The 25,668-nt window shown below is 44.2% G+C and carries 23 protein-coding genes; 17 read left to right on the top strand and 6 right to left on the bottom strand.

Annotated features, from left to right (window positions below; genetic code table 11):
• Positions 1-20: 20 nt before the first annotated feature.
• A complete protein-coding gene (locus GJB61_RS17330; protein ID WP_154120145.1) occupies positions 21-1,064 on the bottom strand; it encodes an HD-GYP domain-containing protein in 1,044 nt (347 codons plus the stop codon).
• A 296-nt stretch (positions 1,065-1,360) separates the two neighbouring features.
• On the opposite strand from GJB61_RS17330, the gene GJB61_RS17325 reads away from it, so the two are divergent.
• Entirely contained in the window at positions 1,361-1,612 is a 252-nt protein-coding gene (locus GJB61_RS17325) for a YolD-like family protein (RefSeq protein ID WP_338115907.1), read from the top strand.
• 160 nt (positions 1,613-1,772) lie between these two features.
• Complete coding sequence (locus GJB61_RS17320) at positions 1,773-3,071, top strand: LTA synthase family protein (RefSeq protein WP_154120141.1); 1,299 nt, start codon at positions 1,773-1,775, stop codon at positions 3,069-3,071.
• A gap of 65 nt (positions 3,072-3,136) precedes the next feature.
• Here GJB61_RS17320 and GJB61_RS17315 read toward each other — a convergent pair whose 3' ends face one another.
• Positions 3,137-3,658 (bottom strand): DUF3231 family protein, encoded by a 522-nt coding sequence (locus GJB61_RS17315; RefSeq protein WP_154120139.1) that lies wholly within the window; start codon positions 3,656-3,658, stop codon positions 3,137-3,139.
• Between the two features lie 190 nt (positions 3,659-3,848).
• Here GJB61_RS17315 and ybaK point away from each other — a divergent pair, with 190 nt between their 5' ends.
• The 6 genes from ybaK (at position 3,849) to GJB61_RS17285 (ending at position 8,509) form a co-directional block, all read left to right on the top strand.
• Positions 3,849-4,325 (top strand): Cys-tRNA(Pro) deacylase, encoded by a 477-nt coding sequence (gene ybaK / locus GJB61_RS17310; protein WP_338115906.1) that lies wholly within the window; start codon positions 3,849-3,851, stop codon positions 4,323-4,325.
• A 163-nt stretch (positions 4,326-4,488) separates the two neighbouring features.
• Positions 4,489-5,250 carry an ABC transporter ATP-binding protein gene (locus GJB61_RS17305; protein WP_154120137.1) on the top strand — a complete coding sequence of 254 codons (762 nt, stop codon included), beginning with the start codon at positions 4,489-4,491 and terminating at the stop codon, positions 5,248-5,250.
• On the top strand, positions 5,219-6,001 hold the full coding sequence (locus tag GJB61_RS17300; protein ID WP_154120135.1) for an ABC transporter permease: 783 nt from the start codon (positions 5,219-5,221) through the stop codon (positions 5,999-6,001). The genes GJB61_RS17305 and GJB61_RS17300 overlap by 32 nt, the downstream gene beginning before the upstream one ends.
• A 10-nt stretch (positions 6,002-6,011) precedes the next feature.
• Positions 6,012-6,776 carry an ABC transporter permease gene (locus GJB61_RS17295; RefSeq protein WP_154120133.1) on the top strand — a complete coding sequence of 255 codons (765 nt, stop codon included), beginning with the start codon at positions 6,012-6,014 and terminating at the stop codon, positions 6,774-6,776.
• Positions 6,777-6,797: 21 nt separating this feature from the next.
• Complete coding sequence (locus GJB61_RS17290; protein ID WP_338115905.1) at positions 6,798-7,487, top strand: response regulator transcription factor; 690 nt, start codon at positions 6,798-6,800, stop codon at positions 7,485-7,487.
• Positions 7,484-8,509, top strand: coding sequence for a HAMP domain-containing sensor histidine kinase (locus GJB61_RS17285; RefSeq protein WP_154120131.1), 1,026 nt, complete (start codon positions 7,484-7,486; stop codon positions 8,507-8,509). Before GJB61_RS17290 ends, GJB61_RS17285 begins: the two co-directional genes overlap by 4 nt.
• Before the next feature lie 28 nt (positions 8,510-8,537).
• Here GJB61_RS17285 and GJB61_RS17280 read toward each other — a convergent pair whose 3' ends face one another.
• Together GJB61_RS17280 and GJB61_RS17275 are read right to left on the bottom strand one after the other, a co-directional pair.
• On the bottom strand, positions 8,538-9,290 hold the full coding sequence (locus tag GJB61_RS17280; protein ID WP_154120129.1) for a YdcF family protein: 753 nt from the start codon (positions 9,288-9,290) through the stop codon (positions 8,538-8,540).
• A gap of 51 nt (positions 9,291-9,341) precedes the next feature.
• Positions 9,342-10,211: a helix-turn-helix domain-containing protein gene (locus GJB61_RS17275; protein ID WP_338115904.1), complete on the bottom strand. Its 870-nt coding sequence runs from the start codon at positions 10,209-10,211 to the stop codon at positions 9,342-9,344.
• Positions 10,212-10,354: 143 nt separating this feature from the next.
• On the opposite strand from GJB61_RS17275, the gene GJB61_RS17270 reads away from it, so the two are divergent.
• The 7 genes from GJB61_RS17270 (at position 10,355) to GJB61_RS17240 (ending at position 20,752) form a co-directional block, all read left to right on the top strand.
• Complete coding sequence (locus tag GJB61_RS17270; RefSeq protein ID WP_229521934.1) at positions 10,355-12,277, top strand: beta-L-arabinofuranosidase domain-containing protein; 1,923 nt, start codon at positions 10,355-10,357, stop codon at positions 12,275-12,277.
• A gap of 79 nt (positions 12,278-12,356) precedes the next feature.
• On the top strand, positions 12,357-13,967 hold the full coding sequence (locus tag GJB61_RS17265) for a response regulator transcription factor (protein ID WP_154120125.1): 1,611 nt from the start codon (positions 12,357-12,359) through the stop codon (positions 13,965-13,967).
• 12 nt (positions 13,968-13,979) lie between these two features.
• A complete protein-coding gene (locus GJB61_RS17260; protein WP_229521932.1) occupies positions 13,980-15,779 on the top strand; it encodes a cache domain-containing sensor histidine kinase in 1,800 nt (599 codons plus the stop codon).
• Positions 15,780-15,980: 201 nt separating this feature from the next.
• Positions 15,981-17,324 (top strand): ABC transporter substrate-binding protein, encoded by a 1,344-nt coding sequence (locus tag GJB61_RS17255; RefSeq protein WP_154120123.1) that lies wholly within the window; start codon positions 15,981-15,983, stop codon positions 17,322-17,324.
• An 85-nt stretch (positions 17,325-17,409) separates the two neighbouring features.
• On the top strand, positions 17,410-18,342 hold the full coding sequence (locus tag GJB61_RS17250) for a carbohydrate ABC transporter permease (protein WP_154120121.1): 933 nt from the start codon (positions 17,410-17,412) through the stop codon (positions 18,340-18,342).
• 1 nt (position 18,343) lies between these two features.
• Positions 18,344-19,180, top strand: coding sequence for a carbohydrate ABC transporter permease (locus tag GJB61_RS17245; protein ID WP_195724372.1), 837 nt, complete (start codon positions 18,344-18,346; stop codon positions 19,178-19,180).
• A gap of 114 nt (positions 19,181-19,294) precedes the next feature.
• A complete protein-coding gene (locus GJB61_RS17240) occupies positions 19,295-20,752 on the top strand; it encodes a DUF5605 domain-containing protein (RefSeq protein ID WP_154120119.1) in 1,458 nt (485 codons plus the stop codon).
• Between the two features lie 46 nt (positions 20,753-20,798).
• Here the strand turns inward: GJB61_RS17240 and GJB61_RS17235 are convergent, their stop codons facing one another.
• Positions 20,799-21,140 carry a nitrous oxide-stimulated promoter family protein gene (locus GJB61_RS17235; protein ID WP_154120117.1) on the bottom strand — a complete coding sequence of 114 codons (342 nt, stop codon included), beginning with the start codon at positions 21,138-21,140 and terminating at the stop codon, positions 20,799-20,801.
• Positions 21,141-21,380: 240 nt separating this feature from the next.
• On the opposite strand from GJB61_RS17235, the gene GJB61_RS17230 reads away from it, so the two are divergent.
• Entirely contained in the window at positions 21,381-22,352 is a 972-nt protein-coding gene (locus tag GJB61_RS17230) for a DUF1835 domain-containing protein (RefSeq protein WP_229521929.1), read from the top strand.
• A 110-nt stretch (positions 22,353-22,462) separates the two neighbouring features.
• Here the strand turns inward: GJB61_RS17230 and GJB61_RS17225 are convergent, their stop codons facing one another.
• Entirely contained in the window at positions 22,463-23,377 is a 915-nt protein-coding gene (locus GJB61_RS17225) for a helix-turn-helix domain-containing protein (protein WP_154120114.1), read from the bottom strand.
• 177 nt (positions 23,378-23,554) lie between these two features.
• On the opposite strand from GJB61_RS17225, the gene GJB61_RS17220 reads away from it, so the two are divergent.
• Complete coding sequence (locus GJB61_RS17220) at positions 23,555-25,663, top strand: glycoside hydrolase family 52 protein (RefSeq protein ID WP_154120112.1); 2,109 nt, start codon at positions 23,555-23,557, stop codon at positions 25,661-25,663.
• Positions 25,664-25,668: the final 5 nt, after the last annotated feature.

The following is a 25,668-nucleotide window of genomic DNA, read 5'->3' as shown; positions in this document are numbered from 1 at the left end:
TTGCAGTACTGTCCCTTTTTCTAATCCATAATTATTGAAACAATATCAATATAGGTATGAACTGATAAGTCAAGAAATTCATTATTCAATTGAATCAAGGGTCTAAAGAAATCCAAGAGGTTTGTCAGGACAATCGTCCCTGTCTGCCCGTTATTTAGCACCACTTGTTTCCCAATTAAGTGAGGCAGCAGATTTTTGATAAAGGTATGTGTGATGGCAGCGTCTAATTCACCAAAGCTCATCCGATGAAGTTCTCTGAGTACATAGAGGAGATTCTTTCTCTCCTGATACACTCGGTTTGAGGTCATGGCATCAAAGATATCAGCTACAGCCACTATTTTAGAATAGAAGTGGATATCATCGTATTTTTTTTGCAAAGGATAGCCTGAACCATTTAGTCGTTCGTGATGTTCTAGAGCAACAATAGCGAAAATGTTATTGTCCCCAAGCGATTCTTGCAGGATCTCATAGCCGTATGTAGTATGTTTTTTCATTTCAGCGAATTCATCATTCGTAAGTCTATCCGGTTTCAAGAGAATAGCATTATCGACTTTACTTTTTCCAATGTCATGGAGATACCCGGTTTCACCAATTAATGTTGCTTCCTCATTATCCAATCCTAGCCAGGTAGCAATGAAATAGGAGAATATACCGACCTGAACACAATGCTCATAAGTATATTCATCTTTTTTATTCAAGTGGAGTAAGAAAGAGAGGAGATCCTGTTCATCCTGAAATTGCAATAACAACTCCGAATACCTTTCATTAACAAAATCTTTAGAGATAATGCCCTCCGTCCGGACGGACTGAAATAAATCCCTAATGCCCTGAATGGCATTTTTATAAATCTGCAAATGCTTGGGATATAACGCTTGCATGCGGTATTTGGATTTTGGATTTTTATCCTTTTTGATTTCGATATAGTCAATATTGTGCTTCAACAATTTCCCTCTATCTTCTTCACTAATAACCTTATCGGTAGGTAAAAGATGCAAGCCAGATAAATTATATACATCACCACCCAATACATCTCCGATTTTAAGTTCAGCCACAGATATTCGCATAGTTTCACTCCCAAAAAAGATTGTTGATTCCAGGAAATAGTCATTATGACCTAGTTGATTATCCCTATAATATCATATAGTTTGTTGTATTAAATATCTATTTTTAAAGAAAACTCGATCGAGTTTGTGGGATATGGGAACGCTTACTATACCGGGATATGAAGCAGCAACTGTTGCTTTTGGAACGTAAGCAGAGCAGTTGACGGATGCCAGAAAAGGTGCAGGCATGTTATAATCATTGGGAGCATTCATACGCAGTACTACCGTAACCTGTAATGACTTATTGGAGGAATCGTGTGGCAAAACCAAAAGTGTCCAAGCGTCCGACCAGAGATGAATTTGTGCTGGAGGAAATAGGCAATCAATTGACCGAAGCAAAACAAGAGGATTCTGAGATCGTATTGACTGTATGGGGAAAAGAAGAACTGGTACGCGGACACATTGTGTTAATGGATTCGCGCACAGGCAAAGTACACATCAGCCGATCCGAAGAGATCACAAAAGTTCCTTTTATGGATATTATGCAAGTCAATTATCCCAGAGATTAGTTGGTACGGTAAAGGGGTCCTTTAAGCCATAAATGGCAAAGGGCCCTTTGTTATGTGAAAATCGTGAAAAAACTAAGTATAAATACGCCTAGAGAAACCACAATAAACAGGATAGGACTATGAAAAAGGTGGTTTACCTTAAAGGAGCGATTCTGAAAGCATGAATCGATTTGGAAATTTATGCGTACGGAAAGCCCGTATGATATTAACAGCAATCCTTATTACTATAGGAGTATTCATTTGGTATAAATATGAGAGGGCTCACCCCGAAACATTCTTTGGAACAGGAAAAGGATACAATTTGATTGTAGTTCAGCTTGAATCTTTTCAAAATTTCGTGCTGAATACGTCTATCCAAGGTCAACTATTAACACCTGTTATGAATAAGTTATCGTCAGAAAGTTTATATTTCCCTCATATCTTCCAACAAATAGGTTCTGGAAATACCTCGGATGCGGAATTTATAAGCAATACCTCAATTTATCCAGTGGGGGCAACTCCCATGTCATCCAAATATGGAGATCGGTTACTTCCCAGTATGGCGAGGTTGCTGCATCAACGGGATTATGTTGCGAATACGTTTCATGTAAATGATGTGAGCTTTTGGAATAGAAATCTAATGTACCCAGCACTGGGTTTTGATAGGTATTATGATAAACCGTATTATCAACAAGCGAAATTTAATCGTTTTGGTGCCTCAGATGAGGAATTATATCGGGTAGGCATCCATAAACTGAAGTCTTTAAAACAGCGTCACCAAAAATTTTATGCTCAGTTTGTGTCCGTGTCCAGTCATGCTCCTTTTACGATACCAGATGACAACAAGCGACTTAAGCTGAACCCAGAATTATGTAAGAAACCGTTAAGAGATTACTTTACTGCTATAAACTATGCCGACTATGCGCTTGGCACCTTTATCGATCAACTGAAAGTAGCAGGATTGTGGGAAAAGAGTGTAGTAGTCGTATATGGGGATCATTTTGGTCTTCATAAAAAGAAATTTAATCCAAAGGAGATTAGTACAGCCTTAGGGATTAATTATCATAAACAAATAAGTACATTTAATGTGCCGCTTTTGATTCATATTCCTGGACACCACCACGGAAAAATTATAGATCAGACCGGAGGTCAAATTGATATTCTGCCGACCCTTGCCAATATCATGGGCATCGACCTGAGGGAAGAAGGGTTTATAACTTTTGGGCAGGACTTAATAAATATAGATCACAATATTATTGGGATGCGATATTATATGCCAACAGGAACATTTTTTAACAATGAGGTTCTCTTTATTCCTGGAAAAAAAGGTTTTGAGGATGGAAAGGCAACATCGCTCAGAACCCATCAGCTCTTAGAAGACATTACACCCTATAAGACTGATTATGACCATATCATTCAATGGATGAAGAAGTCAGATAAATATGTACAACAGCTGCCTATTCGAGCGGAATTTGAATAATAACGGTTGATAAATAGAGCGGGTGTCCCTACTGCCAAAATGGCTTCGGGACACCCGCTAAATGTTTACGCCTTAACTGTTTCTGGTCTCTTTACTTGTAGTGGAGGAGGGATAAGCCAACCCTTTTCCTTGTTCATATGCAGGATTTTAACTCCTAGTGCTGCTTTAGTGAGGTGATACTTAGCAAATAAAGCCCCAATATCCTCACGGATAGATTGCCCCATTACCTGACTGCAGGCGACTAATCCTACGGCAATGTCAGCAGCGATTTTTGCAGCTATCTCAGGATCTGTAAATCTTGCACCTACCGGAATATCTTCAAGTTTGGTTTGAGGCCGCTCAGGCATAACTGGAGCGGATGCAATACCGTTATCCGCAAGTAATTTATCACATTCACTACTTTCAAGCTCCGCTTGGTCAATAAGATCTCCTAGTACTTTCTTCAGATCGTGGTCACCGCTGTGATATCCATAAGCCCGGTAACAAGATATTGCGCCTTTTGCTACCATAGAAGCTTGCCAGACACTAAAGATTTCTCCATAATGCATGGGTTCTTCTTTGGAATTACCGCCTAAAATACCTGTCATAACCATGCTCCTTTGTTCTTTAATTTCAAACAAGTTTAGTATGCCGGAAATACACGAAAGTATTCTCCCAAATCACTCTATATAATGCTGATTTGGCGAGGTGTACCAAGAACCAACTAGTCGGCTAGTGCGCAATCCACTTTCTTGCTATAGTTGTATTAAATGAATAGTCAAAAGAGGTGGATAGATCGTGCAAGTTACCAAAACAAATGCCATGCGGATACTGGATGCCAAGAAAATAGAGTATGAAGTCCTGATCTATGACAATGAAGATGGAAATATTCACGGAACAGCTGTAGCTGAGAAGGTTGGTCGACCGCCGGAGGTTGTATTTAAGACATTAGTTTCCCATAGCGGTCCCCATCTTTATGTGTTTGTAATACCAGTTGCGGAGGAGTTGGATCTCAAAAAGGCTGCCAAGGCAGCCGGGGAGAAGAAAATTGAGATGCTGCCGGTAAAAGAATTGCAGAAATGGACAGGTTATATTCGTGGCGGCTGCTCGCCAGTTGGCATGAAAAAGCTGTATCCCACTTACATAGACAGTAGCGCAGCGGCATTGGACAAAATGGCAGTTAGCGCCGGAAAGATCGGTATGCAAATGGAACTTGCACCGTCGCAGCTTGCCGGAATTGTTGCTGCGGAATTCTGCGGGTTGGTTCGTGGCTAGACCTTAATCCAGTTTGTCATCGTTCTCCTCTATTTAATAGAGGGGGGCTATTTGACGTTTGCACTTTATCAAAACTTTATGAAACTCAAGGCGGTTCTTTATCATTTTGGCATAAGGATTCTATTCTGAGTTGCTACAATCAACTCAAAGAGGAGGAAGAAGTATGACAAACATCGTTCTTGAGACAAAGGATTTAACAAAGGTTATACATGGAAAACCTATCGTATCAAATGTAAATATCCAAGTGAGTACTGGTGATATATTTGGTTTTCTAGGACCAAACGGGGCTGGGAAAACAACGACAATTCGCATGATTACTCATCTGGTTTTTCCAACATCAGGGGAGATATGGATCAGTGGTCTTTCATTAAGAGAGCATTTTAAAGAAGCTATTTCAAAAGTGGGGTGTATCGTCGAAAATCCGACATTTTATCCCAATCTATCTGCATATCAGAATTTGAAATTAAGCGCCGCTCTTTTAGGGAATATACAAAACGAGCGAATTGAAGAAGTGCTTACAATTGTCGGACTAGCCAGCCAGTTGAAACAAAAGGTCGGAACCTTTTCGCTGGGAATGAAGCAAAGACTAGGTATTGCTAATGCTATTTTAGGGTACCCCAAGCTTGTCATCCTAGATGAACCAACAAATGGAGTTGATCCAATAGGGTTGAGAGAAATGAAGGCATTAATCAAAGAACTTGCAAACAAAGAGAAAATTACATTTTTCATCTCCAGCCATATGCTTAGAGAAATGGAGGATCTATGCAACAAAGTAGCGATCATTCAAAAGGGGGAAATCTTAGCACAAGGGCAAGTGTCGAGTTTGCTGGCTGCTTATTCTGTTGTAAATTTAGAAGATTTATTCTTACAGATCATACAGGGGGACATCAACAATGACAAATATCGTAACACTCTTGAGATTTGAAACAAAGAGGTTGCTGAGATCGAAGATTTCCTTGCTATACGCCGTGATCTACGGAATATGTTTTCTGATCTCTGCCTATTTTTATTCCATGTACGGTTCTGAAGGATCTGTTCTCGTCACGTCCAATGGTCAATCTTTTGCTATACAACATTTACAAGCCAGCTTTTTGTTTACAGGTGTATTTGTAGCCATTTATGCTTCTAGTTTAATTCTGCAGGAGAGAACTAAAGGTACGATTAAAAATATACTGACAAGACCCGTTACACGAGGTGAATTTTTTGTATCTCGCGCGTTATCCCTGACCGTATTTGTCATCTTCATTAGCTTTATGATGATCGTTATAGGCTACATTGTTGGGACTGCTTGTTTTGGCTGGGGAGATTATATGGAATTTGCTGAGGTGCGTTATACGCCCATCGAAGGACTATTTCAAACTCTAAAAGCTGCTCTTGCCTTTAGCTACGCGTATATAGGTTATGGAATGATGGCTTTAGTGGTGTCCATGTTTATGGATCAAATGATCACTAGTGTAACAGTGATGACTCTGCTGATTATGGTGGGACAATACGCTGAGGTTTTACCTAATATGAAGGCTGGAGTCATTATGCATCAAATGCTGTTTTACCATATAGACTTATTCCAAGAATCACAGGCAGTTGTGATATTGAATGGATTTGTTATAGGATTATACATTCTTGTTTTCTTCATCCTGGGGTTGGTAACTTTTCGCAAACAGAATTTGAAAGTATAGGTGATCTCAAGTGAAAATAGCATTAATAAATGAAATCAAAAAAATCATCTGGAGAAAAAAGTTTCTTGGGGTTCTATTCATCCTATTTGTGGCCGAGCTGCTTTACTATTACCGCATAAGTAAGGGGGGCAATCCAGAGCAGTATATTTCTGGAATACAAATATCATATGAGTTTTTCCAAAGCATTCGTCCATTCTTTTGGATTCTGGCAGTCTATTTTATCTGCGATATCATCAATGAAGATTACCACTACGAAATGATGAAAACAGCCCTAACAAGAAAAATCACTCGAACTGAATATCTTTTTTCAAAATTTCTTGTGTCTGTAGCTACTGTGGAAGCTTTATTTTTATTTATAATGTTGTCAGCCGGAGGAATAGGAGGGTTATTCCATGGATGGAAGCTATTGATTAATGATGGATCCACTCTATTTTCTGGAAATGTAGTCCTGTTATTTTTAGTGGGTCTCATTGGTTCATCGTTATTAACGATCGGCGCATTTACGGCCATTTGCTTATGCATAATTGTGGCTTCACAAAAAGCATCCATATCGTTAGGGTTAGGGATGTCGCTTATTTTTCTCATGTTGCTATTGGAAACAGATGCCAAGCTGTCACCCTTTCTAATTTCAAAACAGATTATAGAGTTACCCCTGCATATGATGAAGGGTTCAACTCTTTACCATTTGCCCGGTATCACTCTGTTTCTTATACTGATTATTGTTGGTGTATCATGTAGTGTGAGCATGTTCAATAAACAAGACATGTATATCTGATCAGGAGGTATAGTCAGTCCAGTGAAATATAAAATTATGATCGTCGAGGATGAAGTGGAGTTGGCAGAGATTGAACGAGATTTTCTGTTGGCTGAACAATATGATGTGTTGTTATGTCATGACGGGAACACGGCCTTTGGGCTCTTTCAACAATACCAACCGGATATTCTGCTTCTAGACATTATGCTCCCCGGAACCGATGGAATCGAGATCTTACGGAGAGTCAGAACCGAATCGACAGCGATTGTGATCATTACCAGTGCGAAGGAGTCTGAATTCGATCGGATCTTAGGTCTGGGATTGGGTGCGGATGACTATATGACCAAACCCTTTTCGATCAAAGAAATGGTAGCTCGTGTTAAAGCACAGCTACGTCGATCGTTTTATTTTAATGAGAAATTATCAAATACAGAGCATGTTATTGGCTTTCAAAATATTAAAATCGATTTGAAATCCAGGCAGATTATGAATGGTGAAGCGGAAATCTTTTTAACGGTTAAGGAATATGATATTCTCGTTTTTTTACTACAGCATCCCAACCAAGTGTTTACACGAGAGCAAATGTTCGAGCATATCTGGGGAACCTGGGAGGTAGGGGATCTAAATACGATTACAGTACATATTCAGAAAATTCGTGAAAAGCTTAATGATGCAGAAAGTATTGTGACTGTAAGAGGTGTAGGCTATCGGTTTAATGGTGCAATGTTATGAAGAAAAGTATCGTCAGTCATCTACGCGGTTTAATTATTGTCACGATGGTTATACCGACATTCTCTTTAATGTTTCTTATCAGTGAATATCCAACAAACTTGTTCCCTATTTTTTTTATAGGGTTTTTATATGTGATGTTAGTCTTGATAACTAGCTTCTATATTAAGCACAAGATCATTGATCCAATCTCCGTTTTAGGTGAAAATGCCAAAAATATCATGAAAGGCAATATGTCGGAGGAAATAGATTATCATAGTGATGATGAAATCGGGCAGTTTGCGCTAATTTTCAAACAAATGAAAGACCAACTCCTGGAAAATGAGCAATCAAAGCTAAGGTTCGAGGAGGAACGCATGCAGTTTATCACCAATATAACCCATGATCTAAAAACACCCTTATCCTCCATACGCGCTTATGTAGAAGGACTTCAAGAGGGCATAGCAAAAACGGAACAGGAACAGACCAAGTATCTGGAGATTATTGACCGAAAGGCCATCGAAATCGAATCTTTAATAGATCAACTAAAGCTCATTGATGTTGGTGAACCGATACATTGGGCAGGAAAACCAGAAAAAATTGCTTTTCGAACATGGCTAGAGGATAACCTCGTGTCAGAACTGGAGAAACCATTGTACCAGCATTCCAATTTCCACACGTCTATCGAAGTTGATCCACACTCTTTAATTTCAGCTAATTCACAAGACTTAAAACGGCTTTTGAATAATCTGCTGGATAACGCTCTCAGATATCAGAAGGACGTATTAGTATTAAAGGTATTTGAAACACCTGACAAAATTTGTTTAGACATAGCTAACGATGGTTACACCCTCTCAAATAGTGAGGTTAAACAGGTGTTTGAACGTTTCTATACCAAGGAAAATGAGATCGGGAATCCCAAAGGACATTTAGGGATCGGCTTGCATATTGCTGATAATATTGCTAAATCAATGAGATCCGCTCTATCTGCTGAAATAAAAGATGAGTTATTTCATGTGATGTTGAGTATCCCTAAAGTCCTTTAAGTGCGAATTCATGATTATTGCTGCAATCTTAGAACTGTGCGGCAAGTATGCCCAAATATTCCTTCAGTGCCAACCCAGTTGTGGAGACCGCGCCCGGTGAGGGGACAAACTTGCTGAGATACAGTGCCATGGGTCTGCTGGCTATGTAATCGGTGGGATACGCTAGAGGCTCTAGTCCGACATGCTTAAATTGCAGCATCGCCCGCCACATATGAAAGCCGGAGGTTACCAACACCGGTCGGTTGAGCTTGTTCGCTTGCATGATTGCGGCCGTGTTGACGGCATTTTGCTCCGTGTTCAAGGACTGATTATCGGTCAAAATATCTTGCGCAGGGATGCCGAGCTCCAGCAGTTGCCGTTTGGCAATGTCAGCTTCATTGCCGCTGTCCGCAAATACCTGACCACCGGAGAAGAGGATCGGCAGCCCGGTCTGCCGATAAAGACGCACAGCGGTTAACAGCCGATTGGCTGCCGAGCCTAGCAGGTTGCCTTCCCCATCAAGATCCGGTGTGCCAGCGGTGGCACCTCCACCGAGCACGAGAATAACATCGCCCTGCACGGCCGTAATATCTGGCTGTGCATATTTTTGTTCGAGGCTGCCAATCAGCGTATCGCTTACCAGATTAGTCATCGACAGATACAGCAGCAGTGTCACACCGAGCAGTACGAGTGCTGGACGACGGTTCTTTTTCCAAATCCACAGCACGAGTCCTAACAGCAGGACGAGGAAGATTCCGGGAGGAAGCACGAAGCTATAGGCAATTTTGATAAAGTAGATCAAAGGGATCAACCGCCTTTTTAAGAATGATTATGGATAGTATTGTACCATGCTTCATCTATATAGATGCTTCAAGTAAGCGGAGGGTGCTTCACCTAACACCTTTTTGAATACACGGCTGAAATAATAAGGATTCGGATAGCCTAAAGACTCGCTGATTTCGGATATATTCAATGAAGTGCTGCGCATCAGTCCGATGGCTTTGTTCATTCTAAGCTTGGTGTGGGTCTCAATAATGGTCTGGCCCGTTCTTTGCTTAAACATTGCGGACAGGTAGCTATAGTTCATCTTCATATATAAGCTGAGCTTGTCTCCTGCGAATTCTTCCCCGCAATGCTCCGTCAGATAGGCCATGACTTTCCGGGCCGTATGTTCACTTTTTCCGCGAACACTCTCTTGCTCGCCTAAGTTCCATGCTTCTTGCAGGTCCATCAATAGCTGATACACCCGGAGACTACTCTGTGTCATCCAATGCTCTTTCAAGTAATCATAATGCTCTAACAGTAGCTGCAAACGGTTCTCCAGTGCCAGCTGAACAGGCGAATAACCGTACTTGGGCAACGGAAACCGATACTCGTAATAATTAGGATAATAGAACCCTAATTCAGGCAGGGGAGGATAGTCCTTGTAAGCTATGGATTCCTCAAATACAGTATGGAAATGAATCCAGTACCAGGCCGTACCAGCCGGAGTTTGGGGCAGCCCCCAATGATGCCGTCCTTGTCGCAAAAAAAGAAATTGCCCCTGCTGAACAACATACTCCTGTCCCTCTTCAATCACCTGCATTGTGCCTGCGGTAACGTAAATAAATACGTCATAATCAAGCGTCCGGTCAGGATGGGTGTAGAGGCTAGTAGTCTGATTCCAGCCCATATCGCGCACGAGCGGAAAACGGTCCGCACCCAAATAAGTAGACTCATCCACATTAACACGCCCCTTCGATCTATCGTCACGATGAATTAAATAACCACAAAAAAGGATATGTAATCTGATATTACGTCCATTCACCCTCTAAATCAAGGAGATATAATTAGTTGTATATCCAAAATAAAGAGAGGGTGCAATAAATGAGTAAAGTTATGTCAACTTTTCCTGCCGGACAAGTCCGGCTGTCGCCTGGCCCCATCCAAGCGCGATTCGAACTGAATAAACACTATGTAATGAGTCTGAGCAATGCCAATCTGTTGCGGAATTTTTATCTGGAGGCGGGATTATGGAGCTATAGCGGGAATGGCGGGACGACAGCAGCTTCGACCACAAGTATGGATAGCCCTGACCAGTGGCATTGGGGTTGGGAATCGCCGACCTGTGAATTAAGAGGTCATATCATGGGGCATTGGTTATCTGCTGCCGCACGTATTTACGCCCAGACTGAAGATATGCTGGTAAAGGCCAAAGCCGATCATATCGTCAATGAACTAGCCAAGTGCCAAGAAGCTAATGGGGGAGAATGGTTGGCTGCTTTTCCAGAGACGTATATGCACCGGATTGCCAATGGCAAATATGTCTGGGCACCTCATTACACAATTCATAAGCTGCTGATGGGATTGTATGAGATGTATTCCATTGCTGGTAACGGGCAGGCGCTGGAAATCATGAAGGGAATCGCCGCCTGGTTTTATCGCTGGACGACTAAATTTAGCGGTGAGCAAATGGCTGATCTACTGGATCTGGAAACGGGTGGCATGCTGGAAACTTGGGCCGATCTATATGGAATTACCGGAAACGAACAGCATTTGGAGCTGATCCGCCGATATGACCGCCGTCGCTTCTTCGACGCGCTGTTGGCGGGGGAGGATGTGCTAACGAATAAGCATGCCAATACGCAAATTCCGGAGATTTTGGGCGCTGCGAAGGCCTTTGAAGTGACGGGGGAGGTGCGCTACCGAGAAATTGTCGAGGCATTCTGGAAGTGTGCCGTCACTGATCGTAGTTATGTCTGCACAGGTGCGGGGGATGATGCGGAGCTGTGGATGCCCGCGGGAGAGATGTCGTCACGCATGGGCGTGGGGCAAGAGCATTGTGTGAATTACAATATGATGAGGCTGGCACATACCCTACTGCGCTGGAGTGGCGATGCAGCCTACGGGGATTACTGGGAGCGGCGCTTCTATAATGGTGTGCTGGCACACCAACATGGGGAGAATGGTAGAATCTCTTATTTTCTGGGGATGGGTGCGGGCAGCCGGAAGAATTGGGGCTCGGAGACCGGACACTTCTGGTGCTGCCATGGGACGCTGATGCAAGCGAATGCGGCTTACGAACCGATGATTGTTATGGAAGAGCAAGCGGGGCTGGCGGTTTGCCAGTGGATTCCGGCAACGGTTCACTTCAAACGGGGAGAGGCCAAATTGAGTCTGCAGCTGGAGCAGGATGGCCAGTATGGGCTGCATCCACTTAGCGGTTGGTCTGTGACAGGCATGACGGCGATCACGAAGGTGAATATACCGCCAATTCCGCGGCATCGTCCAGATGCTTTCATATATAAGTTGACCCTTACCACCAATCAAGAGACAGAATTCACACTGAAGCTCAGACTCCCCTGGTGGGTCCGAGAAGGAGCGAGCATTACCGTAAATGGTGTGCAAGAGACTGGGCTATTTGCACCGTCCTTCTTTTATGAGATCCATCGGGTGTGGAGCAGTGGGGATATTGTTTGTGTGGAGTTGCCCAAAACGCTGGTTACCGAATCACTACCAGATCGTCCGGATGTAGTAGCTTTTATGGACGGGCCCATCGTGCTGGCTGGTCTCGTCGATGAGGAAAGAACATTGTTTGGCATTCAAGAGGAGCCGGGCAGTATGCTTACAGTAGATCGAGAACGAAACCATAGCTGGTGGAATCAGGGCTATTACCGGACGATCGGCCAGGAACGAGGAATCCGCTTTATTCCGCTGTTTGAGGTGAAGGATGAAGCCTACACGGTGTATTTTCCGGTGAGTGCTAAGCGATTGAGTCCAACTTCTATAGAAACTGCGGTTCGCTCTTAAGAAACTTCATTCCGACTCGATGCATGAGGTCTATCTTGTCTGGTATCATAAGAATAGAGCTAAGTAGGAGGACTGCAGTATGCACACGATTCGGGTAATCTTGGCCGATGATGAACCGGTTATTATACGGGGCTTAAAAAAGCTGCTTGCTTGGGAGCAACTAGGGTTGACCATTGTAGGCGAAGCCAGTGATGGTTATGAATTGAAGCAGCAGATCGAATTATGCAATCCTGATCTGATCATCAGTGATATAAGCATGCCCGGATTCACAGGAATTGATATTATTCGGGAAATTCATGATTCTGGTAAGCCGATAAAAGTAATTTTCATCAGTGCTTATCAGGAATTCGCCTACGCACGGCAGGCCATTCAGTACGGTGCAATGGATTATCTGGTCAAACCGGTTAATAAAAACCAGCTGGAGCAGGTCGTAAGCCGTGCCGTTTCTCTCATTCGGCAGGAAACCGAAGGCGAACGCAATAAAAAAATGCTTAAATCTTATGAACAAAAAAATCTCAGATTAACCATTGAAGAGTTGTTAGACCGGCTGACCGATGGGAACAAGGGGACAGCAGAAACGCTGCTGGAATTGGGGATCACCGCTATAAGTCGTTATGTGAGCATCTGTGTATTGGAGACGGATGAATATACGGGACAGCCCTCGCGCTGGGAAGAGCGGGAACGCAAGCTGGTTGAATTCGCGCTGTCCAACATTATTAAAGAAACCGTAGATCAGATCGACAACAGCTATATGTTCCGCAAAGGTGAGCGCTTTTGTATTTTGCTTCAGCATGAGCATTCGGGAGAGCCGGAGAGATTGGCTGAAGACCTGCACGGCAAAATAAACAACTTTCTGAAATTGCCGGTTTCGATTGGAGTCGGCAATAATGTAGAGGGAATGGATAATGCCGATGAGTCTTATCGCAGTGCATTGAAAGCGCTAAATCGCAAGTATTTTGTAGGCTTGAATCATGTAATCTCAAGTCTGGTGGAACAGTTCGAAGGCGAAGCACAGACATTAACCTCTCTAAATGAGCTTCAGTCCGCGCTGAGAACGGCATTGAAGTGTCAGGATAAAGAGCAGATTGTTGAATGCACGAACCAGTTGCTGCAGACGATCCGATGGTTAGCCGTCGACAGTAAGAATCAAGCCGTATCCAGTGTGTATAATACGATTGTGCAGCTGGAGCAAGAATTGGCTGATTTTGGCGTCGAGGCTAATCTTGCGGGTCAGGATAGCAGTCCGATGCTGGAGAAATTAACTAATTATGCAACGTATACAGAGGTCGAGCAAGCATTTACTGTAATCCTGGATAAGATGTCCGAGCAAATTGGCCGCCGCATGGTTAATAAGGAAATGGTGCAGCTGTCCCAAGTCAAAATATTTATTGAGGAGCATTACGCGGAGAACATCACACTGGAATCCATAGCAGGCATGATGTTCATGAATCCCTACTATTTCAGCAGTTTTTTTAAGAAACACACCGGACAGAACTTTAAGAATTATGTGACTGAGGTTCGTATGAACCGTGCGCTCCAACTGCTGCTGCAGAGCGATATGATGGTCTACGAAATTGCCGAAAGTGTAGGGTATAACAATGCCCGGCATTTCAGTGACATGTTCAAGAAGAAATACGGCAAACTGCCGCAGGAATACAAACAATCCTTCAAAAACCAACAGCAGCCGTAAGAAGGAAAGGGGATGCCTTATTACATGTTCATCTGGGGCCGCAGATCCAAAAGTATATTTGTTAAATTCTCCGCCTCCTTTATACTGGTGGGTCTGATTCCGCTATTTGCGCTCAGTTTTTTTTCAGTTCAGACCTTTTCCGGCTATGTTGAACGTTATACCACCAGCAATCTGCAGCAAATGGTGCTGTATATGGGCTATAATCTGAACTCTGCCTTCAATCAATACAACGAGGTCTCCAAGCTGATGTATACGGGCCGTTATGAGGGGTTTATTGAGAGCTACACGCAGAATCAAACCTATAATGTGAATGAACTGGAGCAGATTAATTCCATTCCGATCGAATCCTTTCTGAAGACTGTGCTCTACAGTGACCCTTATATCACGAGTGTTTATTTTCAAAGAGCCTTGGATGATAAGATTTATTATCAGGATAAGGAGAACCGGGGAATTACATATGATGCTCTACCCTATAAAGATTGGCTGACGGTAATGGCTCCAAATCCTTCCCAAGTAGGCATATTTCCGACCCATCCCGAGAATTATTACGCTGGTTCGAAACGAAGTGTCTTTACAGTTGGGCGAAGTCTGATCGATATTTCTGGCCGGGTCACCAAGGAGCCAAAGATTGTCGGAACCTTATTTCTGGATGTGGATACCGCCATGTTCAACCAATTTTTCAGAGAGCTTAATCTGGGAGTTAAAGATGAGCTGTTCCTATTGGATGGTGAGGGGAATATCTATTTCACCAATGAGGATTCCGTAAAGAGCACTGAAGGATATCGAACCAAAGAGGATAAGGAAATGATCGTCCTGAAGGAAGCTATTCCATTCTTAAAAGGGAACGTGATTGCCCGCATTCACCGGGATAATCTGTTCGAGCAGCTGTTATCCGCCCGTTTGACCGTATTCATTGCGATCATCCTGTGTTCGATTGTCTTGATCGTGATGGGGACGTGGTTCTCGCGGCGGCTGGCCGCACCAATCAGAAATTTAATCAAGCAAATGGCCGTTGTCGAATCCGGCAATCTCGATACTCAGATGGTTGTAGAGAGCAACGATGAGATGGGCAGACTCAGCCATGGCTTCAATCGAATGGTGGAGCGCTTGCAGGTATATATAGATGAAGCGTATGTTGCCCAGATCAAGCAGAAGCAAACAGAACTGAATGCCTTGAAAAGTCAGATTCGCCCACATTATTTATATAACACGCTGGAAGTCATCCGCATGAATGCGGTTGATAAGGATATGGATGAAGTGGCGGATATGATTCTAGCGCTCTCCAACCAACTGAAATATGTGATCGACTACGGGGAGGACCGGGTAAGTATACGGGGTGAACTTGAACATCTACGCGATTATTTCTATATCATTTCTGTTCGGTTCGAGAACAAATATGAGCTCCGCTGCGATATCTCGCCGGAAGTGGATGTGGAGTGGTATATTCTGAAGCTGTCCTTGCAGCCGATTGTGGAGAATGCTATCCAACATGGACTTCGCCAGCAGGGTAAAGGCACGGTGGGCCTGACCCTTGAGAAACAAGACAACAAGCTGCTGGTTACTATCTATGATGATGGAATTGGGATGAGCAAGGAGAAGGTCCAGCAGCTAACTGAAGCCTTGGAGGATCATACTACACCAGGGAAAAATGTCGGGCTCAAAAATGTGCATGAACGAATGCGTTCACTCTATGGGGAAGAATACGGTTTATCCATCAGCAGCCGCGAGCATATCGGGACTTCGATCCTGCTATCCTTTCCAATCGTGGACAACCCAAACTTTATAAGTACCACTACGCGAATGGAGGACTGATTGAGGTCCTTCGTTCTTTTATGTTGTGGGGTTATTTCGTAAATACTTCTTAAATTCACCGCATATCCGGCTTAAAAAAGTTCATTCTAACAACGAATGATGAATGCTATTCTATTTACAGAAGGAAACGCTTTCTAAGCGATGATGCGCACATCGGTCTTTATGTTTCCGCGGTTTACTAAAAGGGGAGGCAACTATAAAATGTTAAAACAAACAATGACGAAATTGTCCGTATTGCTGCTTGCCACAACAACAGTACTGACTGCCTGCGGTGGAAACAATAACAATACGACCGGCAATGCGACAAATGCACCAGACTCAGATACACCTGCTACAGAGGTTGCCAAAAAAGATGTCAGCTTCACTATCGGCTATGCATCCGGTGATCCGGCCACGAAAAAAGCCATCGCGGATACGGTTAAAAAATTCACGGAAGCGAATCCAAACGTGACCATCAAGGATTTAAGTGAAACTTCATCCGCAGCTTATCTAGACTGGCTGAAGACAAAAGATGCGGTTGGCGAATTCCCGGATCTGGTTGAAATGCGGGACACTCAAGTGTTTGCCGATGCCGGTAAAATCGTGGAACTCCCAGCGGATCTGCTTGATTTATTCGAAGCTCCACCGCAAGTAGAGGGCAAGGTGTGGAATGCACCCATGCAGGTGAATGCACCTCAGGGCATTATTTACAGTAAAAAGGCGTACACCGATGCTGGTATCACTGTGCTTCCCAAAACCTATGACGAATTCATAGCCATTCAAGAAAAATTGAAAACATCAGGTATTACTCCGCTAGTTGTAGGCGGCAAGGATATCTTCCATATGGGCTTCTGGGTCAACAAATTCCTGATTGACGATGTATATTCCAAAGATCCGGATTGGAACTCCAAACGCACAGCCAAAACCGTAAGTTTCACAGATGCCAACGTAGTGCAGGCCATGACTGATTATAAAGATCTTTTCAGTAAGTATGTCGATAAAGGCTGGTTGAGCACCGGTGACAACCAAACGGCTTCGATTCTAGTCTCGGGCAAAGCGGCACAATTGTATTCCGGTACTTGGATGTTCACACAGATTGCCGAAGCCGATCCAAGCTTTGAGTTCGGTTTCTATGCAATCCCTGACCGTGAAGGAAAAGTGAATGTAATTGGTCTACCCTCTCCGGCCGGTTGGTCTTTATCGACCGACGCAGTTAAGGATGCAGACAAAACCGAAGCGATTAAAGAGTTTATCCGTTTCTTCTTCGCACCTGAACAATATTCCGTATATTTGGCTACAATCAACGCCATCCCAGCTACTAAAGAGAACGTAACTTATGAAACAAGCGAGCAAATGCAAGTGGCCCTTGATCTTGTTGCTGATCCGAATGTAGTCAAATCCTTGGCCATTAACAACTGGTGGGGTGACAACCTGATTCCTCCACAGTTCCGCAATTGGTACTATAAGCTGTTGCAGGAGCTTGTCCTAGAGAATGGTGACGTCACCGATTATATGAAAAAAGCAGATACAGAGTATGACACCCAAGTGAAAGCTAATCAGATGTAATAGTTACGCTTAAGAAGAGAATCCTCTGCTACCAAGCGGAGGTTCTCTTTCTACCAAGCGTGTCCTTAGGAGGGAGAGCACAACCATGGCAACATCCATAATAAATGCGGACAAGTCAGTAATTGCCACTCATAAAAAGAAAAAGAAAAAGTGGCAGTCTTACGCACTGCTGTTCATCTTGCCATCATTCATACTGTACACATTATTCGTTATTGTTCCTACAGTGGGGAGTATCTATTTAAGCTTTACCTCATGGGATGGTATTAGCTCAGACGTTCGTTACATCGGCTTCGCCAACTTCGTGGAAATCTGGAATAGTCCACGGGTTCATAATGCACTTAAGAATACAATGGTCATGACCATTTCCCTGGTGTTACTAGAGAATATCGCGGCAATTGCCTTGGCGATGATGGTTGATAAAGTGCGTTGGTTCCGCAATTTATTCCGAAGTGTATTTTATTTCCCAACACTGCTAAGCGGGATTGTCATGGGTTTTGTCTGGTCGATGATTCTGAACTATAACTTCGGTGTGTTTAATCAGATTTTGGATCGAATTGGATTGGGAAGCTATATCGTTGACTGGTTGGGTAACCCCAAATATGCCATGATTTCGATTATTCTGTCTACGGCCTGGAAAGGCGCGGGCTACTATATGATCATCTATCTTGCTGGATTGCAGGGAATACCACAGGAGCTTAACGAAGCGGCCAGCATAGATGGCGCAAACGGAAGACAGCAATTCCGCCATATTACCTTCCCGCTGCTCGCGGGATCAATGACGGTGTGCTTGGTGCTCTCCATGATCAGCGCATTGAAAATTTTTGATCAGATTGCTGTAATGACCGATGGAGGTCCAGGCTTTGAGACTGAGACGTTAACTTATATTATTTACAAGGTAGGCTTTGGTGAATTAAGGCAGGGATTTGGTACTGCACTGGCGATGGTCCTGTTCTTAATTATTCTGATCATTACTGTTATTCAAGTGAAATTTCTCCAGAAGAGGGAGGTGCAGCTCTAAGATGACCATGCAGACTCGCCGAAGAATAGCCGAAATCTCACTGTTCCTCATTACGCTTATAGTTGCGATCTTATTTTTCTTTCCTATCTTCTATAACCTGATGTCAGCGTTTAAGAGCAATGCGGAAATTATGCGTGATGCGGTTGCTTTTCCGAAGACACTTTATCTGGATAGCTTTAAATACCTGTTAACGGAGACAGAATTCCCACGGGCGATCTTGAACAGTTTGATTCTGACTGGAGTATCTATTGTTGCCCAAGTATTGATTATTCCGATGGCTGGATATGCCATCGAGCGCAGAAATGTAAGATGGACCCGTTTTATATTCGTCTACTTTCTGGCAGGGATGATGATTCCTTTTCAGGCTTATATGATTCCCTTGTTCAAAGAGCTGAGAATGCTGGGGCTGTATGGCAATCTTGCAGGGCCCATCTTCATTTACGTGGCTGGTGCGGTAGGCTTTGGCTGTCTGTTGTACACGAGCTTTGTAAAAGGCATCCCGCGTGAGATTGAGGAAGCAGCTGAGATTGACGGCTGTTCCCGCTACGGCATTTTTTGGAAAATTGTATTTCCTCTGCTAGGGCCGGTAACGGCAAGTATGGTCGTGTTGAACGGACTGGGAATCTGGAATGACTTCCTGATGCCAATGCTGGTCCTACCCTCCGGTGAGGCGAAGACGATGGTCGTAGAAATCTACCGTTATATCGGTGAGTTCTCCTCGCGTTGGGACATGATTTTTGCCGGAACGGCAATGTCCGTAATGCCAGTGCTTATTGTGTTTATTTCGCTGCAAAAGTATTTTGTCAAAGGGATTGCTTCCGGGGCGACTAAAGGCTAATATCTACGGTAAGTAAGTATACATTTAATCCAAATGGGATGTCTCTGTTAGCCAGATTTTTGGTCAGAGGGCATCCCTCTTGCAGTAATAACAGTCAAAGTGGAGGGATTTCTAATGTTAACGCAAACCGAACGTTGGGGTATCTTTGAATTGACTTTGCAGGGGCCGTCGGGCGGCAATCCATTCATGGACGTTAAGTTGTCCGCAACGTTCAAATATATGAACCGGACGCTTACCCCCGAGGGCTTTTATGATGGAAATGGCGTTTATAAAGTTCGCTTTATGCCTGATACAGTGGGCGAATGGACGTATATCACGCACAGCACGGTTCAGGAACTGGACGGAATCTGCGGAGAATTCTCCTGCGTGGAGCCGACTGAAGACAATCATGGCCCGGTTCGCGTGAAGAACCGTTATCATTTTGCCTACGAGGATGGGACGCCACACTTTTCTTTTGGCACAACGTGTTATGTCTGGAACCATCAGAGCCAGGAGCTTCAGGAACAAACGCTGGAGAGCCTTAAAGCTGCGCCGTTCAATAAGATTCGCATGTGCCTGTTCCCCAAGCATTATGATTACAACTCTAACGAGCCTGAGCATTTTGTCTTTCCCGGTTCAATCGCAGACGGATGGGATTTCAGCCGGTTTGACACTGAATATTTTGCCGCCTTGGAGCAGCGGATTATTCAGTTGCAGCAGTTGGGAATCGAAGCCGATCTGATCCTCTTCCACCCGTATGACCGATGGGGATTCTCCACAATGGACGCTGAAACCGATGACTTTTATTTGCGGTACATCGTTGCGCGATTGGCTGCATTCCGCAATATCTGGTGGTCGATGGCCAATGAATATGAATTATTGAAGGAGAAGCAGATGGAGGATTGGGATCGTTTCTTCAAAATTGTGCAGGAAAATGATCCGTACCAGCATCTGCGTTCGATTCATAACTGGATTGTCTTCTACGATTATAACAAACCTTGGGTGACGCACTGCAGCATTCAGCATACAGAGTTATTGCTTACCAAAGAATGGAGAGAGCAATTCCACAAGCCGGTGGTGGTCGATGAATGCCGTTATGAAGGGGATATCAATCATGACTGGGGCAACATCACAGCTGAAGATATGGTCCGACGCTTCTGGGACGGAATGGTGCGAGGGGGTTATGTCGGCCATGGCGAAACCTATGTTGGTCATAAAGGAGATAGCGAAGGCCTTGATGAAGTTCTATGGTGGTCGCATGGCGGCAAGCTGCATGGAACAAGCCCGGAACGGATTGAATTTTTGCGGCGAATTGTCAATGAAGGTCCTGTCGGTGGTCTGAATCCTGTCCCGATGTCAATGTTGGATGGACGAGCAGGCGAGCCGGGTGAATATTATTTGTATTATTATGGGAGTCAGCGTCCAGCCTTCAAAATTCTTGATCTGCCCGAGGACCGTGAGTTCTCTATTGAAGTGATTGATAGCTGGAACATGACGATTACTCCGCTTGAGGGGACATATAATGGGAAATTCCGTTTGGAGCTTCCGGGCAAACAATATATTGCGCTTAGAATTCAAAGGAAGTATGCATGAGAAATTGCAAAGTAAACTAAAGTTAATGAATCCACTTCTTCACAGGTTATTTTCTTAACTTACCTGGTATTGGGATATGCTTAATGGACTCAATTGGATGATATAGTAGCATCCATGGACCTGAGAAACGCATAACAACCTTAATTTTTTGTCGGGAATCCCGTTTGTAACAATGGATAGGGCACTTGGCACAAGCCGTTTTCTCCTCACCGAATGGGCAGAGAGTTAGTCTATTCCTAGCATAATCATTTAAGTCCTGACATTCCTCGCAGAACGTTTTCAGATGATGTTTTTTCTTGCAATATATACGAATCATTTTTGAAACGAGTTCTTTTTCTCTGCGAATTTTAGGACCATCATTCAACTGTCGTTTCACTTTTGTTGTCATGTTTGAAAGATCCCTTTCAATGTTATAAGAATATATTACACATTAACTATATCACTAGAATAGATCTGGGCAAACGGACGGGAAACGAGATCTCAATTTCATGTGGAATGAAAAGCGAGAAATAATTTGCGGAATGGGCTAATGAGAGAGAGGCAGAAGCTATTGAATAGACTTTCAGAAATACGAAAGGCAATCGAGGAACTATCCTCTCGGGAAGTAAAACAAGCCCTCTTGATTATCATGCTACAACTGGATTTGGATGAAACAAACAATGATGCCAAAGCTGATGTATATGAAAGCTTGAAGGAACTCTACAACGAGCTTCTTGTTCCCAAAAGTATACGGCTGCCCTGTGAGTTGGATACTGCTGCCACTACAATACATATTGTTTTTGGAGATTCTATGGCTGGAGGTTTGAAATTAGCCATTAAGCAACAAGGATATACGGACACGAACAAGGTGATTTCGCTCCATGATCGTTTTTCTATGGGGCCGCTATGGCAGCTTGATAAGGAAGCTGGACGGTTGAATAGAAGCCAGTGGTTCAGGGACAATATTAATGATGGTTACGATGATGTTGATAATGATGGAGCTGAATCTTATTATCGAATCTTAACGGAACAAATGGCTGGAATTCCTGATCAAGCCTCTATTGTGATATGGAGTGGTAACAATGCTTACGAGCAGGTTGGGTTGCGGTATGCTGTTTATTTGCTAAGAAACCGTCGAAATGGTCTATTCGTATTTAATGCTGGTGAGGTTTGCAACAGAAGGTTCAATCATTCGAATCGATCCATTGACTATTCACACACAGGTGAAATTCCCCATGAAAAGCTGCAGGTTATTTTTGGAGAAATAGAGGAAGGGGGGCCTATCGCTTACGAAACAAGACACATACTGGAGCGTGAATGGTTAGCGCTTGCACAACACCATGATGTACTGCGTATATGGAATGGAGAACAGATCCTAAACGTCGATGAGAATTATTTTGATTCCTATCTACTAGAGACTGTAGAAAAACTACATAATGAAAGGTCAAATCAAGACTTTATTAAAGCAGCAAGGATAATTGGCGAAGCACTCGGATATTGTGATCAATATATTGGTGATTCCTATTTCGAATATCGACTGAGGAATCTTATCTACAAGGGTGAACTGGAGATCAAGGGGGTACCGCGAGCGATGAGGTATTATAGTGTAAGGCGCAAGTGATGCTAATAAAAAAATTGGTGTATAAAGAGCAGCCCTCACAATGGGACTGCTCTTTATACGTTCAGGAACGTCGGAATAGTGCTATTGTTGCGACATATTATTTTACCCGTTTAGGACTCGGCTGTAAGTCGCCGATACCCCATGGGTGGTAGGCCAGTCCAACGTTTGAACTGTTTGCTGAAATGGGAGACGTCTCGATATCCGAGCTGGTGGGCGATAGAATCCACAGATAGGCTGTTGTCCATTAGCAGCAGCTTGGCTTGCCGAATAATCAGGCCAGACAAATATTGCCGTGGGGACATGCCATAGATTTGGTGGAAGGTGCGATTACAATGAGTAGAACTGTAGCCTAGGCTTGCGGCAATGCCTTCAATGCCCCCGTTTCGCTCTCCTGTAGCTGCCGCTGAGAAAACGGAGGCTTGGAGCAACCCTTCAATGGCATTTGCCAGGGCAACAGTATTTTCCGAAACCCCAGACTGTGTACTTCCTGCTGCATTAGGCATTTCCGCCAGCACCCAGCCGCTCAGTGCGGTTAAGAGTTGCAGTGAGGCATGGAGTGTAACCAAGCGGTTCCGGTGCGAATCTTCCGATTCAGATAGTATGGTCGAGCTGATAATCCCATCCAGCGCCGAACGGATCTCCCTAAGCTCGGGAGTGTCCCCACTGAGGCTGACCGAATCAGCGGTTAGTAAAGAACGCCGTAAAGTCAGATCATCGATATCAAAATGCAAACAATAGTAGGTCATTTCACAACCCGGGTCTGTGCCGAGGCTCGAATGCTTGACACCAGGGCGGATAAACAGAATATCGCCGCTGTGCTGTACAAAAGATTGGCCCCCGACCAACATATGCTGCTGTCCTTGAAGAGCTACGTTGATCTCAAACATAGGATGGGTATGTTCAGGATATTGCCATAACGCATTTACCTTGCGCCAGTGTGCGGCAAAGATGTGAAAGGCCACCTGGATGTCAGCTGACATCCGGCCGTCAATGGAATTTTGTATCCCGGGTTCAATTAGGTTCACTAGTAATCCTCTTTTACAATGGAATTATAGCTTCATTATAACATAGCACTATGCTCAGGTTTGATTTGCCCAAATAATAGAATGCTTTAACCCTGTTATGCCTGGAGCAATGCGGATACCATTGAAGTAGAGCCCGGATCTTTGCGGGAACAATGCTGGAGGGAGTGCATTTACGTTATGTCACACAATCAATTTTTTAATGCCCATCATTCACCGATCGGTGCATTTGCAAGCTTTACTTTAGGGTTTAAGGGGGCCAGTGGGGGCTTTGACCTAGAGCAGGGTAAACCGCCTAAACAGAATATATTTATTGGCTTGGAACGCAAGGATGGCACAGGCTTTGATACGCTCCCATTCCATGCGGAGGATGGGGAGGATGAGAGTAAACGCTACGACATCGAGAACCCTGATCCTAATCCCAACAAGCCGCATATCCTCTTTCCTTTTTCGGAACAAGAAATCACTAGAGACTTCCGCTTATCTACAGATAGCTGGAGTGCAGGGGATCTAACCTTCCGTATTCTGTCGCCGGTACGTCCTATCCCTAATCCCGAAACTGCCTCCGATGAAGAACTTAAAGATATTCTGTTGCCTGCGGTGCTGGTTGAGATTGAAGTGGACAACACCGCATCGACATCCGAACGGCGCGCATTCTTTGGTTTCCAAGGAAATGATGCTTATAGTGCGATGAGAAGGCTGGACGGTTCACCTACACTTACAGGGATTGGTCAAGGGAGATTTCTGGCAATCGCAACTGAGCAGGGAACAGTCAAGTCAGCCCTGCATTTCACGATGGAGGATATTCTGTCGGCAAAGCTGCAGGAGAATTGGTCCTTCGGACTGGGGCAGGTTGGGGCGTTGATTATGGACGTGCCAGCAGGTGTGCGGGAAACTTATCGCTTTGCCGTGAGCTTCCATCGTTCAGGGTTTGTAACCTCCGGAATGGACGCCTCTTACTACTATAATCGCTATTTTAGCAATGTAGAGTCCGTGGCGGAACACGCCTTATCCAGATTCGATGTCTTAAAAAATGAAGCGGAGCAAGCTAACCAAATGTTTGTGGATTCCAAGCTGTCCGAAGACCAGTCCTTTATGCTGGCTCATGCGATTCGCAGCTATTACGGTTCGACTCAGCTTTTGGAATATAACGATAAGCCTTTCTGGATCGTCAACGAAGGCGAATACCGGATGATGAATACCTTCGATCTTACCGTCGATCAGCTGTTCTACGAACTGCGTCTGAATCCTTGGACCGTGCGCAATGAGCTGGATATGTTCGTGGACCGATTTAGCTATGAAGACACCGTCCGCTTCCCAGGTGATGCTACGGAATACCCAGGCGGAATCAGTTTTACTCATGATATGGGGGTTGCCAATGCCGTCTCCCGTCCCGGTTATTCTGCATATGAGCTATATGGGATTGATGACTGTTTCTCCCATATGACACATGAACAACTGGTCAACTGGGTGCTGACTGCGGCAACCTATGTTGAGCATACCGGCGATTCTGCCTGGATGGAGCGCAATCTTAAGGTTTTGGAGAGCTGCCTAGACAGTATGTTGAACCGCGATCATCCCGACCCTGCACTCAGAAACGGTGTGATGGCACTCGACAGCTCCCGCACGATGGGTGGAGCTGAGATTACGACCTATGACAGTCTCGATGTGTCGCTGGGTCAAGCACGGAACAATATTTATTTGGCAGGGAAATGCTGGGCAGCTTATCTAGCCATGGAGAAAATATTCAATGAATATGATCGCACAGAATTGTCTGCTATTGCAGGAACTCAGGCAGAGAAGTGTGCAGCAACCATTGTGGCAAGTGTCACAGCGGATGGCTATATCCCAGCCGTTATCGGCGAAGGCAATGATTCCAAAATCATTCCAGCGATCGAAGGCCTGGTGTTCCCATACTTTACCGGCTGCAAAGAAGCGCTGGATCGCAATGGCCGATTCGCCGCCTATATTGGCGCACTCGACAAACATCTGCATGCTGTACTTCAGCCAGGCATCTGCCTCTTTGAAGATGGCGGCTGGAAAATCTCCTCCACCAGCAACAACAGCTGGTTGAGCAAGGTGTATCTCTGCCAGTTCATCGCCAGAAGTATTCTGGGTCTGAAATGGGAAGAGAGTGGACGCAAAGCGGATGCGGCACATGTAACTTGGCTGACCCATCCAGAGCTGTCCATCTGGAGCTGGAGCGACCAGATCATCTCCGGCGAAATCGCTGGCAGCAAGTATTATCCGCGGGGTGTAACGGCGATATTGTGGTTGGATGAGAAGTGAGAAAT

It is taken from the genome of Paenibacillus monticola, from assembly GCF_009664975.1.
Lineage (GTDB): Bacteria > Bacillota > Bacilli > Paenibacillales > Paenibacillaceae > Paenibacillus_AQ > Paenibacillus_AQ monticola.
The sequence above is the reverse complement of the archived record's forward strand: the minus strand, read 5'-3'. Positions and strand labels throughout refer to the sequence as shown.